This is a genomic window from Streptomyces sp. JK94, from assembly GCF_053613315.1.
This window is the reverse complement of sequence record NZ_JBSICH010000007.1, coordinates 104,389-120,591: the sequence shown is the minus strand read 5'-3', so window position 1 is coordinate 120,591 and position 16,203 is coordinate 104,389. Positions and strand designations below refer to the sequence as shown.

12 protein-coding genes and 2 tRNA genes are annotated in these 16,203 nt (G+C 69.6%); 6 read left to right on the top strand and 8 right to left on the bottom strand.

What is annotated here, in order from left to right; all coding sequences use genetic code 11:
- The first annotated feature begins 98 nt into the window (after nt 1-98).
- Entirely contained in the window at nt 99-1,775 is a 1,677-nt protein-coding gene (locus ACVV2G_RS07160) for a long-chain fatty acid--CoA ligase (protein ID WP_453841738.1), read from the top strand.
- 48 nt (nt 1,776-1,823) lie between these two features.
- Here the strand turns inward: ACVV2G_RS07160 and ACVV2G_RS07155 are convergent, their stop codons facing one another.
- Nucleotides 1,824-3,047, bottom strand: a complete 1,224-nt coding sequence (locus tag ACVV2G_RS07155; protein WP_453841737.1) for an MFS transporter — start codon at nt 3,045-3,047, stop codon at nt 1,824-1,826.
- A gap of 134 nt (nt 3,048-3,181) precedes the next feature.
- On the opposite strand from ACVV2G_RS07155, the gene ACVV2G_RS07150 reads away from it, so the two are divergent.
- Nucleotides 3,182-3,784, top strand: a complete 603-nt coding sequence (locus ACVV2G_RS07150; protein WP_453841736.1) for a TetR/AcrR family transcriptional regulator — start codon at nt 3,182-3,184, stop codon at nt 3,782-3,784.
- Nucleotides 3,785-4,005: 221 nt separating this feature from the next.
- Here ACVV2G_RS07150 and ACVV2G_RS07145 read toward each other — a convergent pair whose 3' ends face one another.
- Entirely contained in the window at nt 4,006-8,625 is a 4,620-nt protein-coding gene (locus tag ACVV2G_RS07145) for a PAS domain-containing protein (RefSeq protein WP_453841735.1), read from the bottom strand.
- Nucleotides 8,626-8,860: 235 nt separating this feature from the next.
- Entirely contained in the window at nt 8,861-9,322 is a 462-nt protein-coding gene (locus ACVV2G_RS07140) for an SSI family serine proteinase inhibitor (protein WP_453841734.1), read from the bottom strand.
- 179 nt (nt 9,323-9,501) lie between these two features.
- Between ACVV2G_RS07140 and ACVV2G_RS07135 the strand changes: the two genes are divergently transcribed.
- Nucleotides 9,502-9,592: transfer RNA gene (locus ACVV2G_RS07135), tRNA-Ser, on the top strand.
- Between the two features lie 202 nt (nt 9,593-9,794).
- A tRNA-Arg gene (locus ACVV2G_RS07130) sits at nt 9,795-9,867 on the top strand.
- A gap of 305 nt (nt 9,868-10,172) precedes the next feature.
- Here the strand turns inward: ACVV2G_RS07130 and ACVV2G_RS07125 are convergent.
- The 3 genes from ACVV2G_RS07125 to ACVV2G_RS07115 form a co-directional block, all read right to left on the bottom strand.
- On the bottom strand, nt 10,173-11,009 hold the full coding sequence (locus ACVV2G_RS07125; protein ID WP_453841733.1) for a protein kinase family protein: 837 nt from the start codon (nt 11,007-11,009) through the stop codon (nt 10,173-10,175).
- Between the two features lie 75 nt (nt 11,010-11,084).
- Entirely contained in the window at nt 11,085-11,528 is a 444-nt protein-coding gene (locus ACVV2G_RS07120; RefSeq protein WP_453841732.1) for a glycine-rich domain-containing protein, read from the bottom strand.
- 251 nt (nt 11,529-11,779) lie between these two features.
- Nucleotides 11,780-12,034, bottom strand: coding sequence for a hypothetical protein (locus tag ACVV2G_RS07115; protein ID WP_453841731.1), 255 nt, complete (start codon nt 12,032-12,034; stop codon nt 11,780-11,782).
- A gap of 95 nt (nt 12,035-12,129) precedes the next feature.
- Here ACVV2G_RS07115 and ACVV2G_RS07110 point away from each other — a divergent pair, with 95 nt between their 5' ends.
- Nucleotides 12,130-12,873 (top strand): DUF5919 domain-containing protein, encoded by a 744-nt coding sequence (locus ACVV2G_RS07110; RefSeq protein ID WP_453841730.1) that lies wholly within the window; start codon nt 12,130-12,132, stop codon nt 12,871-12,873.
- A 2-nt stretch (nt 12,874-12,875) separates the two neighbouring features.
- Nucleotides 12,876-13,346, top strand: a complete 471-nt coding sequence (locus ACVV2G_RS07105; protein ID WP_453841729.1) for an NUDIX domain-containing protein — start codon at nt 12,876-12,878, stop codon at nt 13,344-13,346.
- A 476-nt stretch (nt 13,347-13,822) separates the two neighbouring features.
- Here the strand turns inward: ACVV2G_RS07105 and ACVV2G_RS07100 are convergent, their stop codons facing one another.
- Together ACVV2G_RS07100 and ACVV2G_RS07095 are read right to left on the bottom strand one after the other, a co-directional pair.
- Complete coding sequence (locus ACVV2G_RS07100; protein ID WP_453841728.1) at nt 13,823-14,032, bottom strand: KTSC domain-containing protein; 210 nt, start codon at nt 14,030-14,032, stop codon at nt 13,823-13,825.
- Nucleotides 14,032-15,933, bottom strand: coding sequence for an ATP-dependent nuclease (locus tag ACVV2G_RS07095; protein WP_453841727.1), 1,902 nt, complete (start codon nt 15,931-15,933; stop codon nt 14,032-14,034). The genes ACVV2G_RS07100 and ACVV2G_RS07095 overlap by 1 nt, the downstream gene beginning before the upstream one ends.
- Between the last annotated feature and the right edge of the window lie 270 nt (nt 15,934-16,203).

The window sequence follows — 16,203 nt, the reverse complement described above, 5'->3', positions numbered from 1 at the left end:
GAGCGCCGGGGAACGCCCACTGATCGATCATCCGGAGGTAGTGACATACCGCGCGGTATGTGCGCAGAATCAGCGCAACTCTTGCCGCCGCGTAGGCAATGTCGCCCCGGGAGGACACCGTGCTGAGCACGATGCAGGACGTACCGCTGCTGATATCGAGAATCCTCACCCACGGGTCGACGATCCACGGCAGTTCGCAGGTGACCACCTGGACCGGTGAGGGCGAGCCGCACCGCCGCTCCTTCGCCGAGATCGGAGCCCGGGCCGCCCAGCTGGCGCACGCCCTGCGCGAGGACCTCGCCGTCCAGGGCGACGAACGTGTGGCGACGCTGGCCTGGAACAACGCCGAGCACGTCGAGGCCTACTTCGCGATCCCCTCCATGGGCGCGGTCCTGCACACCCTCAACCTGCGCCTCCCGCCCGAGCAGCTGGCCTGGATCGTGAACCACGCGGCCGACCGGGTCGTCATCGCCAACGGTTCACTGCTGCCGCTGCTCGCCCCGCTGCTGCCGCACCTCAAGACGGTCGAGCACGTCGTCGTCACCGGTCCGGGCGACCGTTCCCCGCTGGCCGGGGTGTCCGTCCAGGTGCACGAGTACGAGGACCTGATCGCCGGGAAGCCGGCCACGTACGACTGGCCCGAGCTGGACGAGCGGGCCGCCGCCGCCATGTGCTACACCTCCGGCACCACCGGCGACCCCAAGGGCGTGGTCTACAGCCACCGCTCCATCTACCTGCACTCGATGCAGGTCAACATGGCGCAGTCGATGGGCCTGACCGACGAGGACACCTCGCTGGTCGTCGTCCCCCAGTTCCACGTCAACGCCTGGGGGCTGCCGCACGCCACCTTCATGACCGGCGTCAACATGCTGATGCCGGACCGCTTCCTGCAGCCCGCGCCGCTCGCCGAGATGATCGAGAGCGAGAAGCCGACGCACGCCGCCGCCGTGCCCACCATCTGGCAGGGCCTGCTCGCCGAGCTGACCGCCAGGCCGCGGGACGTCTCCGCCCTCACCCAGGTCACGATCGGCGGCTCGGCCTGCCCGCCGTCGCTGATGGAGGCCTTCGACGCGCTCGGCATGCGGGTCTGCCACGCCTGGGGCATGACGGAGACCTCCCCGCTGGGTACGGTCGCCCGGCCGCCGGCCCACGCGGTCGGTACGGCGGAGGAGTTCGCCTACCGCCTCACCCAGGGCCGCTTCCCGGCCGGCGTCGAGGCCCGCCTCACCGGCCCGGGCGGCGAGCGCCTGCCCTGGGACGGCGAGTCCGCCGGCGAGCTGGAGGTCCGCGGCAACTGGATCGCGGGTGCCTACTACAACGGCCCCGGCGCCGAACCGCTGCGTCCCGCCGACAAGTTCAGCGAGGACGGCTGGCTCAAGACGGGCGACGTCGGCACGATCTCCCCCGACGGCTACCTGACCCTCACCGACCGCGCCAAGGACGTCATCAAGTCCGGCGGCGAGTGGATCTCCTCCGTCGAGCTGGAGAACGCCCTGATGGCCCACCCGGACGTCGCCGAGGCCGCCGTGGTCGCCGTCCCCGACGACAAGTGGGGCGAGCGCCCGCTGGCCACGGTCGTCCTCAAGGAGGGCGCGAGCGTCGGCTTCGAGGCCCTGCGCACCTTCCTCGCCGAGGACGGCAAGATCGCCAAGTGGCAGCTCCCGGAGCGCTGGACGATCATCGAGTCGGTGCCGAAGACGAGCGTCGGCAAGTTCGACAAGAAGGTGCTGCGCAGGCAGTACGCCGACGGAGGCCTGGACGTCACCCGGCTCTGACCGGTGCGGGGGTGCCGGGAGGGTCCCGCCACCCGGTACACCCCGCGCTCACCGCTTCCGTACGGCGGTCGCCGTCCACCCCAGCACCAGCCATGTGCCCGCCACCGCGCAGACTCCGGGCCAGCCCCTGCGGCCGAACGCGGGCCCCGCGAGGGCAGAGGCCAGGGCGCCGCCCGCGAACCCGGAGACGACGTAGGCCGTGTTCGCGGTGGCCGGGGCGGACGTGGTGGTCAGGGCGAGGGTCTGGTTGGCGACGTGGGAGGCGACGAGGGCGGCGTGCACCAGGACCGCCGCCGCGCACAGGGCCGCCATCATCCGCCCGCCCAGCCAGAAGAGCGGGACGGACACGGCGGCGAGCACATACGCGGACCGCACCACCCTGGCGGCACCGAACCGGTCGACCAGACCGCCCGCGAGCGGCGCGACGACACTCGCCGCCAGCCCGAACAGGCCGAACAGCCCGGCCGCGGCGGTGGTCATGCCGTACCCGTCGTCCCCGGCCAGGAGCAGCGCCAGCGAGGTCCACAGGGCGCTCCAGGCGCCGTACATCCCGGCCTGGCGCACGCACGCCCGCCACAGGTCCGGCGAGTGGCGCACCACTCCGGGCAGCGCGGCGAGCCCCGAGAACAGCGGGCCCCGGCGCCGCCGCCGTTCGGCGGGCAGCGCGTACGCGGTCGCCAGGCCCAGTACCGCGGTGAGTACGGCGGCGCCCACGAACACCACCCGCCAGCCGAAGGCCTGCCCGACCAGCCCGCCCAGCACCCGGGCCGCCACGACGCCGGTGAACAGGCCCGCGATGACGGCCGCGACATGCCGGGCCCGGCGGTCGGCGGGCGCACGCTCGGCGACCAGCGGGACCAGGAGCTGCGGGACGACGGTCGCGGCGGAGGCGACCAGTACGGCACCCGCGAGCATGCCGGTCCCGCCCGAGGCGGCGCCGGCCACCAGGGCGGCCGCGGCGGCCAGCGAGAGGGCGGCGACGAGACGGCGCCGGTTCACGCTGTCCCCGAGCGGGGCGAAGAAGAGCAGGCCGGCCGCGTACCCGAACTGCGCGACCGCCGCGAGCCAGGCCACCGCCGGCGGGGTGGAGCGGAAGTCCCGGGCGATGAGGGGGAGCAGCGGCGCCGCGAGGTAGATGTTGGCGGCCGTGACGGCGGTGCAGACGGCGATCAGGGGGAGGAAGAGGCGGGAGGAGGCGGAGGGCCGTTCCCGGAGGGCGCCGCGGGCCTCGGTCTCCGGCGTGGTCCGGTCGGCTGCTGACGGTGACGACATGAGCGGAGCGACTCCTTCGAGCGCACACTAACAACTAACTGGTTGGTTGGAACCAGCCCCGGAAGTCTCGCCCTCATTCCCACCTCTGTCAACCAAACGGTTGGTTACCTCGACCGCCCCGCTACCCTGTCCCCATGGCAGCAAGAGACCCCGAGGCCACGAAGGCCCGGATCTTCGAGGCCGCGGTCGCCGAATTCGCCCGTCACGGCATCGCCGGCGCCCGCATCGACCGCATCGCGGCCGAGGCCAAGGCCAACAAGCAGCTCATCTACGCCTACTACGGCAACAAGAGCGAGCTGTTCGCGTCCGTCCTCGAGAAGAAGATGGTCGACCTCGCGGTCTCCGTCCCCGTCGACCCGGACGACGTCGAGGGCTGGGTCGACCGCCTCATGGACTACCACGCCGCCCACCCCGAGCTGCTCCGCCTCCTCTTCTGGGAGGGCCTGGAGTACGGCACCGCCGAACTGCCCCACGAGGCCGAACGCCAGGAGCACTACGCCCGCAAGGTCGCCGCCGTACGGGACGGCCAGGCGCGCGGCGTGGTCACCGACGCCATCCCGGCGCCCGACCTCCTCTTCCTGCTGGTCGCGATGGCCAACTGGGCCTCGGTCGTGCCCCAGATGAAGCGCGTCCTGGTGGGCGGCGAGGCCGCGGACGCCGACCGCCTGCGCACCTCGATCAAGGAGGCGGCACGCAGGATCGTCGCGGGCCGGCACGACAGCGGGGCAGCGGTGTAGGGGCGTAGCGACGATGGCGGTATAGCGGTTGAGCGGCGTAGCGACGAGGGCGGCGTAGCGCGTGCAGGGCCGGCGCCCGTAGGCGGAGCGGTGCGCCCGTAGGCCCGGCCTCGGACGGCGGCGCGGTGGGGAGCAGCGGGCGAGCGCAGGAGCGGGGGACGGGAGAGGGTCGGGGGGAACGGGAAAGGAGCGGGGGAACGGTACTCCCCCGCCCTCGTACGTCAGTTGGTCCCGATCCGCGAGAGCATCTCGACGATCCGGGACTGCACCTCGCCGCTGGTGGAACGCTCCGCCAGGAACAGCACGGTCTCGCCCGAGGCCAGCCGGGGCAGGTCGGCGTGGTCGACGGCGGCGGTGTAGACGACGAGCGGGGTCCGGTTGAGCTGCCCGTTCGCGCGCAGCCAGTCGATGATCCCGGCGTGGCCCCCCTGGCGCCGTTCGACCTGCATCAGGTCCATCACGACGAGGTTCGGCCGGAACTGCCCCGCCAGCGCCACCGCGTCGGCGTCGCTCGCCGCCCGCGCCACCTGCATCCCGCGCCGCTCCAGCGTCGCGGTCAGCGCCAGCGCGATCTCCGCGTGCTCCTCGATGAGCAGGACGCGCGGCGGGTGCTGCTCACTGTCCCGCGGTGCGAGCGCCTTCAGCAGTACGGCCGGGTCGGCGCCGTAGGCCGCGTCGCGCGAGGCCTGTCCGAGTCCGGCCGTGACCAGCACCGGCACCTCGGCCGCCACCGCCGCCTGCCGCAGCGACTGCAGCGCCGTGCGGGTGATCGGCCCGGTCAGCGGGTCCACGAACAGCGCGGCGGGGAACGCCGCGATCTGCGCGTCGACCTCCTCGCGCGAGTGCACGATCACCGGCCGGTAGCCGCGGTCGCTGAGCGCCTGCTGCGTGGAGACGTCCGGCGCGGGCCACACCAGTAGCCGGCGCGGGTTGTCCAGCGGCTCCGGGGGCAGTTCGTCGTCCATCGGCTGCGGACGCGGCGGGTCCGCCACCTCCACGGCCCCACCGGGTCCGTCCAGCGGCTCGGGCCCCTCGGCGGCGTTCTTGTCCGGTGCCCCTATGGCGTACGACCGTCCGACGCCCTCCGTCCCCGGCGTGCGCCGGGGCTGTCCGCCGGCCAGGGGCGGCTGTTCCTGCCCTTGCCCCTGGCCCTGGCCCTGCGCCCCCTGCCTCTGCGGCTGGGGCTGCTGCTGCGCGGTGTGCTGCGCGGCGGTGGGCGGCTGTTCGGCCGACGGTTCCGGGCGGGCCGGGCCCGGGTCGGGCGGCGTACCCAGCTTGCGGCGCCGACCCGAGCCGCCCGGTTGCTGCGGGGCGGGGGTGGCCGGCGGCTGCTGCACCTGGAGCGCCTGCCGGTTGAACGGGACGCCCTGGCCCAGCGTCCGCACGCTGATCGACCGTCCCTGGGTCGAGTTCGGGTCGACGGGCGCGGACGCCTCGGCGGGCAGGGGCTGCGCCGTGCGGGGGGCGGGAGCGTTCTCGGGCGGCAGCGGCGTGCCCCGGCTCGGCGTGGAGACGGGGACGCCCGGCGGGGGCATCGGGGCCGACGGCCCGGCGGGGATCGCCCCGGTGGGCCCGGGAGCGGCCGTCGGCGCGGGGGCGGGGGCACCGTGGGGCGGCGCGGCGATTCCGGTGGGCGGTACAGGGGCTCCGGTGGACGGCGCGGGGGCCCCGGTGCCGGAGGGGTCCGCGGCGCCGGGCCACGGCTGACCGTCGTCCAGGCCGGGGGCGGTGGGCGGAGCGGTGCCGGCGTCGGCCTCGGCCGACCGGGGCGCCTCGGCGAGGGCGGGTGCGGGGGCGGAAGCGGGGGCAGCGACCTGGGCGGGCGCGGGGACCGGCGCGGGGACGGCCTGTGCGCCCTCGCCCTGACCTGCGGTGTTCTGCGGCGGCAACGGGGCCCCGTGCACGGGCGCCCCCGGTGCCGGGCCGCCCTGCGCCGGCAACGGCACCGATTCCTCGGCCTGCTGGGGGGCGGCCCCGGCCCGGCGGCGGCGCCCCGTGGGTGCCTCGGCCGGGTGTGGCTGCGGCGGGGTGTGGTCGTCGGCCTGGTGGTGCGGTACGGCGTCGTGCCGGCCGTCGTCGAGCGGGGCGCCGACGGGAACAGCAGGGCCGGGCACCTGGACGTGCCCCGGTGCCACCCCTGCGGGCGGCACGGCCCCGGCCGACCCGTGCGTCGGGAACGGCTCGGCCGGCTGGGCCGCACGGGCGTCCGTCGTTTCCGTGGTCCCGTGCGCCTCGGCGATGCCCGGGGCCCTCCGGGGACCGGCCATACCCGGCGTCCCGTGGGCGTGGGCGTGGGCGTGGGTTCCGCCCGGCACCCCCTGCGTCTCGGCCGTTCCCGGCGTCCCGTGCGGCTCCGCCGTCCCGTCGGACGGGCGGTCCGCGTCGGCGGGCGGCAGGGCGAAGACCTGACGCGGCGCCGCCTCCTGCGCGGCGGCACGCTCGTTCGCGGAGGCCAGGGCGCGGCGTCGGCGTCCGGTCGGCCGGTCGGCGTCGGCCGGGTCCGCCTCGCCGGCCTGCGCGGGCAGCGCCGGGGGCAGCGCGTGCTGCTCACCGCCGTCCCGCCGGGCCCGCCGGCCGCTGGGTCCGGGAACGCCCTGCGGCGGTACGGTTCCGCCGAGACCGGTGTTGGAGGCCGCGGCCCCTCCACCGTGCTCGCCGGCCATGACGACGGCACCCTCGGACACCCCGGCGGGCTCTCCCTGGTGCTCGTCCGGGGCGGCGACCGCGTGATCGGCGGGACGCCCGCGCCGGCGTCCGGTCCCGCCGGCCCCCTCGCCCGGCGCCGCCTGCGCGGGAACCGGCAGCGGGGCCGACGCCCGGGCCTGTCCCCCGACGGCCCCGGCCTGCCCCGCCCCGGCCTGGGCGGCCTGCTCCTCGCTCTGTGCGGCACGCCGCCTGCGCCGCCCGGTCGGTGCGGCACCTCCGTCACCCGGATCGGCGGCGGCGCCGTCGGCACCCTCGTCCGCCGCGCCCGCGGCCCCGCTCTCCAGGAACGCGTCGACCGACACCCGCCGAGCGCGCCGCCGTCCGCCACCGGCGGCCGGCTCGTGGACGACCGCCTCCCGGACGGCTGGGGCGGCGCCCGCCCCCGCGGCGCCCTCGGTCTCGCCGGCCGGTGCCCCGGCGGGTACCGCTACTGCCCGGGCCAGTGCCGGAGCGGGGGCCACGTCGGCCCCCGCGCCGCCCCCGATCGGCACCTCCAGCACGTACGCGCTGCCGCTCATGCCCGGCACCTCGTGCGTCTGCAGTACGCCGCCGTGCGCCCGCACGATCCCGCGCACGATCGGCTCGTGCACCGGGTCTCCCCCGGCGTACGGCCCGCGCACCTCGATGCGTACGCCCTCGCCGCGCTGCGCCGCCGCGACCACGACGGTGTTGTCCAGGTAGCCGCCCGTCGCCGAGACGGGCGAGTTGCCGGTGGCGTCGACGCCCGCGACGTCCGCGACGAGGTGGGCGAGCGCGATGGCCAGCAGCCGCGGGTCGACCTCGGCCTCGATGGGCGGCGCGTGCACGGCGAACTGCACGCGTCCCGGCCCGATCAGCTCGACGGCCCCGTCGACACCGGCGGCGACGACGGCGTCGAGCATCACCTTCGTACGGGCCACGGTCTCGTTGCCGACGTCGAGGCGCTGGTAGCCGAGGACGTTGTCGATGAGGGTGGTGATGCGCGAGTAGCCGGCTGACAGGTGGTGCAGCACCTGGTTGGCCTCGGGCCACAACTGCCCGGCGTCGTCCGCGGCCAGCGCGGCCAGCTCCTGGCGCAGCTCGTCCAGGGGCCCGCGCAGCGAACCCCCGAGCAGGGTGAGCAGCTGCTCGTGCCGGGCGGCGAGCGCCTCGTAGCGGTCCTTCTCCCGCTCACCGAGCGCGGCGTAGCGGTCCGCGTCCGCGGCGGTCTCCTCCGCGTGCTTCTCCCGCAGCTCCTCCAGCTCGCTCGCGTGCTCCTGGCGCAGGGCGGCCAGCTCGGCGGCGTGCTCCGCGGCGAGGCGCTCCAGCTCTCCGGCGTGCCGCCGCTCGGCGTCCTCGTGCTCCTGCACCAGCGCGTCGTACGGGCGCCGGTCGGTGAAGGTCATCACGGCGCCGACGAGCTGGTCGCCGTCGCGCACCGGAGCGGTCGTCAGGTCGACCGGCAGCTGGTCGCCGCTCTTGGTGAACAGCACCTGCCCGCGCACCCGGTGCTTGCGCCCCGAGCGCAGGGTGTCGGCGAGCGGGGACTCGTCGTACGGGAAGGGGGAGCCGTCGGCCCGCGAGTGCGCGACGAGGGTGTGCAGCTCACGGCCGCCGAGGTCGCTGGCCCGGTAGCCCAGTATCTGGGCGGCGGCCGGGTTGACGAGGACGATCCGCCCGTCGGTGTCGGTGCCGACGACGCCCTCGGACGCGGCCCGCAGGATCATCTCGGTCTGCCGCTGCGAACGCGCCAGCTCGGCCTCGGTGTCGACGGTGCCGGAGAGGTCGCGGACGACCAGCATCAGCAGTTCGTCAGCGGTGTAGCCGTAGGTGTCGTAGGCCTGCTGGCCGGTCTCCAGGTTGGCGCTGGTGACCTCGACCGGGAACTCGGAACCGTCGGTGCGCCGGGCGACCATCCGCGTGGGCTTGGTGCGCGCCCGCGGGTCGATGTGGTCCGGCCGCCGCATGGACCCGGGGATGAGCCGCGAGTCGAACTGCGGCAGCAGATCCAGCAGGCCGCGCCCCACCAGCGCGGTGCCCGGGGTCTCGAAGGCCTCCAGCGCGATGGTGTTGGCGTTGACGACGGTGCCGTTCGCGTTGACCAGGACCAACGCGTCCGGCAGCGCGTCCAGTATGGCTGCGAGGCGAGCAGTGCCTCGGGATGGCCTGCTGCTCACGAGACGCTTCCCTCCTGTTACCGCACTTGCCGACCGCCTGGGCCATCTTGCCAATCGGCCCACAGCGTGTCACGCGAGGGAGTCTAAGGGCTGGGGCCCGCCGGGCGGCGTGGGATGGGACGGAGGTCGCACGCGGAAGTGACGCAGAACGTGTGACCGGGTGCCCGTACACCGTCCGCCCACCGCCCGTTCGGCGCCCGTTCGACGCCCGTTCGACGCCTCGGAGGGCGGCCGACTACGGCCGTGCCGGCGCCGCCACCTCGGGCAGCAGCGGCACCATGCGGTTCCAGCGGGAGATCTCGCAGCCGTCCCGGCGGTCGTACGTCACGTCGACGGGGCGGCCGGCCCAGGTGCCCGTGACGTGCGCGGTGGCCGGTCCGCCGTACTGCATGGTGCAGAAGCTGCCCTCGGGGACCGGTGCGAAGGCGTCCTGCCCCCACCGCGTGTCGCGCCCGACGACGTCGCAGGCGCCGGCCGGGTCGGGGTGGGTGCCGCCGGCGGGGTCGCAGTGCAGCTCGTACGTCCCGTCGGCGCCCGGTCCGGCGTCCCGGACGGTGACGGTCAGGTGATCGCCGTCCGGCGCGCCGAATCCGACGGCCGCTGCCGGGTGTGCGGCGGACAGGGAGGCGAGGGAGGCGACGGACAGGGCGGCGGCGCCGAGGAGGCGGGCGGCGGGGATGCGGGTGACCTGGAGCATGACCTGACTAACGCGCGGGACCGCCGGACGTTGCGCGGCGACTGCCGCCCGCGTCGTCAGGGCTTTGCCCTGTGGCCTGCCCGCCTAGTACCGTAGGCGTCGATTGGTGACAGCGCGCTCAACTGTGTCATCATCGGCACGCACCACCCGCGCTCGCACGCGGGAGGGTGATGTTGTCTGGAGGCGTCGCCTAGTCCGGTCTATGGCGCCGCACTGCTAATGCGGTTTGGGTCTTAAAGCCCATCGAGGGTTCAAATCCCTCCGCCTCCGCACCGCTCACCGAAGCCCCGGCCCACACGGCCGGGGCTTCGGTGTTCCCGGAGGCCCCCTCCTGGCGGCCTGGACGGCGTTTCCGCAGGTCACAAGGGGTGGGGCCAACGGATTTCACATGACGGCGGCAGTCATGTAGTGTTCTTCCTGTCGCCGCGACGGGCCGAAAGGAACGGAAACGGCGGAAAAACTGAACAAACAAGCACTCGTAGCTTAACGGATAGAGCATCTGACTACGGATCAGAAGGTTGCAGGTTCGAATCCTGCCGAGTGCACAGCAAGCCCGAGGCCCTGTGGAGAGATCCACAGGGCCTCGGGCTTTTGCCTTCATGGCGCGTCTGACGGCAACCGCCTCAGGGGGGCGGGTGGGGAACCGGTGGGGCTCGAGTGAATCAGGAGACCCGTTCGATGCTGAGCTGAGTGGTCAAGGGCTGTCGCCGTTCCCTTACGCGGTAGCACTCATGTTCGAGATTGCCAACCATCCGGCGCCATCAGCAACCGGGTTGCAGGCTGGGATTCCGCGACCGAACCACCCGAACCGTCCAGGCTGAGGGGTGAGCCGGTCCTTGGCTGATGGAAGTCAGCTGAGGGCTTTACCCACCTCGTAGATGGTTGGCCGATCCTCCGGGGCATGGCTGAGCATCGCGTCGATCAGCTCGCCCAGTGGACCGGGAGCCTTCACAGGACGGCGCTTGCCGTTCGCCACTGCCTCTCTCTGGACGGGGCGCGGAGCGTCGTCCGGATACTCCACGGCTCGCCACCCAGTGGCGGAGATGAGGAGAGACGCGCCGAGTCCGTAGATGTCGGCTTCCTGTGTGGGTTCGGCCTCTCCGGTCGCGAGCACGCTGCGCGCGATCTCCGGAGCTTCGTAGTGGACGAGGCAGCCGCGAAACGGGAAGTCGTACCCCTCGGGTACGTGCCCGCCCCGGGCAAGAGCGAGGTCGATGAGGTGCGTCCGCTCCGGCCCGACGATGAAGTGGGCGGGCTGTACGTCACCGTGTGCCCAGCCCTTGGCATGGAGTTCGGCCAGCGCCTCGACACAGCCCAGGGCGACGCCGGTGTGCGGTTCGACGGGTGAGTCCTTCTCGCGGCAGGGTTCCCACAGTCGGTAGAGGTCGGGTCCCTCGTGCCACGGCTGGAGGTTCCACGTTCCGCGCTCCCACTCGCCGTACGCCAAGTCATCCAAGCCGAGGCGATGCAGCACGGCCCCCTCGCGTGCGGGTGCGAGCGCGGTCCAGGGCTGGGCGGGCCAGTCGGCCGTGGCCTCGATCGGATGACCGAGCTTCACGGCGTAGTGACCCCGATGGCTCTCCACGTCCCAGACCGTGGAGCCCCGGCGGTCCACCACCAGGCGCTGAGCCGTAGGCATGAGGGCGTCGAGCACCACGATCGGCAGTTCAGGGGATGACCCGGACAACGTCTCTTCTCCTTCCGGTTCCGGCGAACGCGGCCGGCCACGACACGTGGTCGGCCGCGTCGCTGCTGTCGTGTGCTACGCCTGACCGTACGGTCGGCCGCAATCCGAGTCGCACTGCGCGAGGTTGGTGCCGTCCATGGTCCACAGGTTGTCGAAGACCATGAACCCGGCCGCCTTCATGGCGCGCGCGGAGGCAGCGACCTTCTCCGGGTCACGGGCCCCGCCGCCCGGCGCCGGGTTGTGGTGCAGGAAGCGGCCCGCGTACCGCTCGCACAGGGCCGCGTACTCCTTCGTGTGCAGGATGAGCGCGTGCAGCCCGAGGTCCACGTCGTCCGACGGGACCATGGGAACGGTGGCGGTGGCAGCGGTGACCAAGAAGGCCACGGCCTGGTCCGCGATCCGCTGGGCACGCTCGGGCGACTGTCCGTTGTGGACGACCACGAAGTGGGCGAGGCTTTCGAACAACTCCTCACCAGCCACTGCGCGACCGGTCCTCTGATTGTTCGCCGTTGCCGTCATGCGACTACTCCTTGTGTGTGGCGGTGCGTGGCACTTACCTCCCGCCTCAGTCGCTGAGCCACGGCTCAAGGACGACCAGAAGGCGGGCTTGGGGGGCCGGCCCCGAACGGGGACGGGGAGCCGGGGAACTGGCACCCGCTCGGGGCGGCCGGTCTACTGGCCGACGGCGAAAGCCATGCCGATCACCGGGCCGCACGACCCGCTGATCATGACGATGAACAGGACTCCCGCATACCGGCCGATGGCGCGCATCACAGCCCGTCCCGAGTGTTGGCGTTCCGGATGGCCAGACGTGCGCTCAGTTCCTCCCGCGCACTCGGCGGCACGACGTTGTCCGGCATGGCATCCCACTCCGTGCCACCGCGGATCGGCCGTATCTGCACACGGCCGCCGACCTCGCCCATGACGACGCCGATACGTCCCCTGGCGGTGTCCTTCGCCAGTTCACCGATGCCTGGTCTGGTCTGCTGGTTGCTCGCCATGCGGACGAGGATCCTGCCACTCATCAGGACGTCGGAACCTCCGACAAACCCCACTTCGGGACGTCCCGCGTCGGGTAGAACGTCCCTAGTGCCGTCCCCGGGTGTTAGGAGAGATTGAGATGCCGAACGAGAGGTTACGTGCTGCCATGGCGGCCGGCGGCTGGACGTATGCCGCCCTTGCGGACAAGGTCGAAGTCGATCCCAAGTCCGTCGAAAGATGGGTCAATCTGGGGCGTACGCCGCGCCGTGCCACGGCCATGCTGGCAGCGGAAACACTAGGAGAAGACGTGCACGCTCTATGGCCCGCGCTCCGGCAGGCACGCCCTGCCCGCGCTGTCAGTCCGGAACTTGTGGCTCTCTACGACCAGCGGGCGGACATCCCCGTGTCCACCTTCGTGGACATGCTGACCCAAGCCCGCAAGCGCATCGACGTGTTGGTGTACGCGGCCGTCTTCCTGCACGAGGCGTACCCGCGGCTCAACGACTTGCTGCGAGAGCGAGCTGCCGACGGGTGTGCGGTCCGTATCGCGATCGGCGACCCGGACAGCACCAATGTTCAACAGCGCGGCAAGGAGGAGAGGTTCGGCCACGGGATCGAGTCCCGTTGTCGACTCGCCCTCATGCACTATCGCCCCCTTGCTGGGGTACCTGGCATCGAAGTGCGGACCCATGCCACCACGCTCTACAACTCGATCTACCGTGCGGATGACCAGGCGATGGTCAATGCTCATGTCTGGGGCGTGAACGCCTACGGCGCTCCCGTGTGGCATCTGCGGCGCAGTGGAGAGGGCGGCATGTTCGACACCTACGCCAGCAGCTTCGACGCGGTCTGGGAGACCGCGACGCCGGTAAGCGAAGGGTGATCATGGCACGGACCGAGTACTACGACGACCCGGCGGCACCTGAGCCGAATAGCTTGGTGGTCGCCGCGTCCGCCGTGGTTACCGACCGTGAAGGGCGTGTGCTCCTTCAGCGTCGACGGGATAACGCCCTTTGGGCGCTACCTGGTGGCGGCATGGAAATGACCGACTCCCTCCCGGGAACCGCCGTCCGTGAGGTGAAGGAGGAAACGGGTCTGGACGTAGAGATCACCGGGCTCGTGGGCACGTACACCGACCCTCGCCACATCATCGCTTACTCGGACGGTGAGGTGCGCAGACAGTTCAACGTCTGCTTCACCGCCCGTGTGGTCGGGGGCCAGCTCGCGATCTCGGACGAGTCCACGGAACTGCGGTTCGTCAAGCCGGGCGAGATCGATCAACTGCCGATGCACCACACGCAGCGGCTCCGGATCCGTCACTTCCTGGAGCACCGTGATCGCCCCTACCTCGGCTGATCCCGTAGACCGCGTGAACGGCAACTCTGGTGGAGGCGGCTCACAACTCACCCTCCAATTCGTTGGGAGGGCACATTGACAGCTGTTCAACTCGACAGCCACTCTGCTCAACCTGACCTGATAGGTGTCAAACTTGGGCGCTCGTGCTACTTTGAGGCGTCGTCAGTTGAGGTCAGGGGTATGTGGGGCGGGTTCGACTCCCGTAGCGCTGATCTTGGTGCTCGTTTTGGTCGCAGTTGGTCTGAGTTACGGAATCCAGTTCCTGAAGAGAAACAAGCCGGAGTCCGAGTCCATCTTCGAACGAAAGGAGTGCATCATGACACAAATCAGGATGACATTGATCGCGGGCATGGAAGTGGCCAAAGCGATCGCCACGAACAGCGTTGCCGGCGCACTCCTTACCTGAGCTGACGAACAAGAGCCCCGCATGCGCAAGCTGCGGGGCTCTTGCTGTTTTTGTTTCGCTAATCTCCAGCTTAGGCAACCTTCGAGAATAAGTACCGGTCCTTGATTGTGCGAGCGAAGTAGCGGCCGTGACTTGAAGCCGACATCAGGCCACTATGGACACTCTCCGGGACGGAAAAATACCTGTAGATCCCAGAGTGAAATTCGATCTCTAGTACCATCTCTGCCGGTTCGTAGCCGACCGATATGATGTTGGAAGAGGTAACTGGAAGTCTCTCCATCACTGCCCCTGTCTCGCCAGGGCTTTTACATTCTGGATGATCTGCTTAATGACGAACGGCGGTTCTCCACTTGCCTCGAATGCTGCTCGTGCGTAGGTGTAGGTGTTCTTCTCGCTGTACCCGATGCCGGATTGAATCAGTTCCTCCACTTTCTCTCCCCACTCGGGCCAATCGGATATAAGCGTCTCCTCCAGGCAGTCTGCGAATACTGCGTAGCCAATATCTGCGTGAGTGGGGGGCAGATCTGGAATGTTCGATTGTCCGAGATACATGAGAAGGCGGTGATTCTCCGCACGCTCATTCAGTTCTGCATTGCGGATATCTCGCGATTTCCTTCCATTCTTTTCCATTCTGATGCCAACCCCGGCATCGGCGTCAAATACTGCGAAACATGGAATTCCGAGCAGCGTAAGGATGGCATGGCTTAGGTAGATAGCTGTCTTGTGGCCGGCCTCGGCAACATGAACGCCTTCCACCGCCAACGGAGCTCCATCGCGTGTAGCGGCTCCTTCCAGGACCGCCTTGTCGGTTTCCCCCTCTACTAGTACAACGGCAGAGGCGAAGAGGGCCTCAGGTAGCCTGTTTAGAATCGCCGCCCCAATTTGCTTGCGAACTCGCTCCTCAGGCACGAAACCTGACAACTTCTCGATCACGTCATCAACTCGCACATGGGCGATGGAAATGGCCCTGTGGCTGGAACTGTTCCGCACACGGCTGATTCGGCGGATTTCGTGAAAGTGATGCGGGTCAACGAAGATCGGATTATGGGTGGCGTATGCCACTTGGGCCATTTGGTTCGGATCTTCAGCGATCTTACGTAGCACCTGAGAGAAGGCTCGGGCCTGTACGGGATGCTGGTATAGCTCTGGCTCCTCGATGGCCAAGCACACAGCCTTGGATCGCGATCCTTCGCCGCCACGATCCGAAAGAAGTTTTAGTGCGGCAATAATCATGGCACGCTGAAATCCGTGCCCTTGACGCTCGACGGTTGTCTCGACAGGGCCATCAATAATACTCACCTTGAAGGATGCCCTAACGGGCTTGTAAGGGTTGTCGACTGGCGAAACCGTCACGTTTCTACCTGCTGAGAAAACCTCGACTGCCTTGGTTAGTTCTTTGGAGATTAGATCCAACTGCGGGGCAAAGTTTTTGGTCGAAATGCGCGCCCGTTCAAGATTCAATCGTGCATCGAGATCCGCCAATTCGGCATCAGCGATCTTTCTGTCCACGGCGCGTTCGATGATTCTCCCGAAAATCGCAGATCGGGTGTCAGTGGATTCCTCAAGCGCACGCAGGTCTGCGCTCACGAGGATGAATTCAAATAGGCTTGCGAGCTTCCCCTTTCCGGCAAAGCCGAAGAAGTTATTTGCTTGGATGTCGGACTCTACGAGCCTGTCGGGGTGATTTCTTTCCCAAACGATCATTGCCTCTTCCACCAGTGCTTCACTGCCAGCTGATGGAAGTTCAAGATCGGGCCGTTCCTCGCGTAGCGAATTGTAAGCTTTTCGCTTGGAGGTAGCGTTTGGCTGACTGCGGACCGCTTCGAATGGCGGGAAGGTCATCCCTTTTCCGGTGATCTTGTCATCGCCGTTATCCCATGTGCGCCAAATGACGAGACTATCCACCCCGTCGGGGGCGTAGTGGCCTAGTTCTTCCCGATCTTGCGTGGTGAGTGAGTCGAACTCAACTTCTACACGGATGCGACTGCTGCCTGCCTCAACGCACAGATCGTCGAGATCTAGGGACGTTCCCTTTTCTCCGTTGAAGAACCAATCGAGCGCGCGCAAGATAGTTGATTTGCCAACTCCGTTGGGGCCGATGATGGAAGTGACACCATCAAACCGTACTTCGGCCAACTGAAGGCATCGGAAATTCTCAATCCGCGCTCGGATCATCCTCATGTCAACTAATCATGGAGCCGGTCTCTGGCCACAGACAACCCGTTTCTCCGTATCGGTAACTTTGACCACTTTAGTCTGACTAGTCACAAGAACCTGTGTTCTAATATGCTGCCAGCCTGGGCGGTAGGAGCAGACCGGTTGCGACGTGCCCCAACTCGGAGTCAAGCGGTTGACTGCTCTGCATACGCTTCTGGGCAGTAAGACTGGTGCGGAGGCGGGAAGGCGGGTCGGCCTGGTGTGGTGCCAGTCTGCATCCGACTCGTCCTGGTC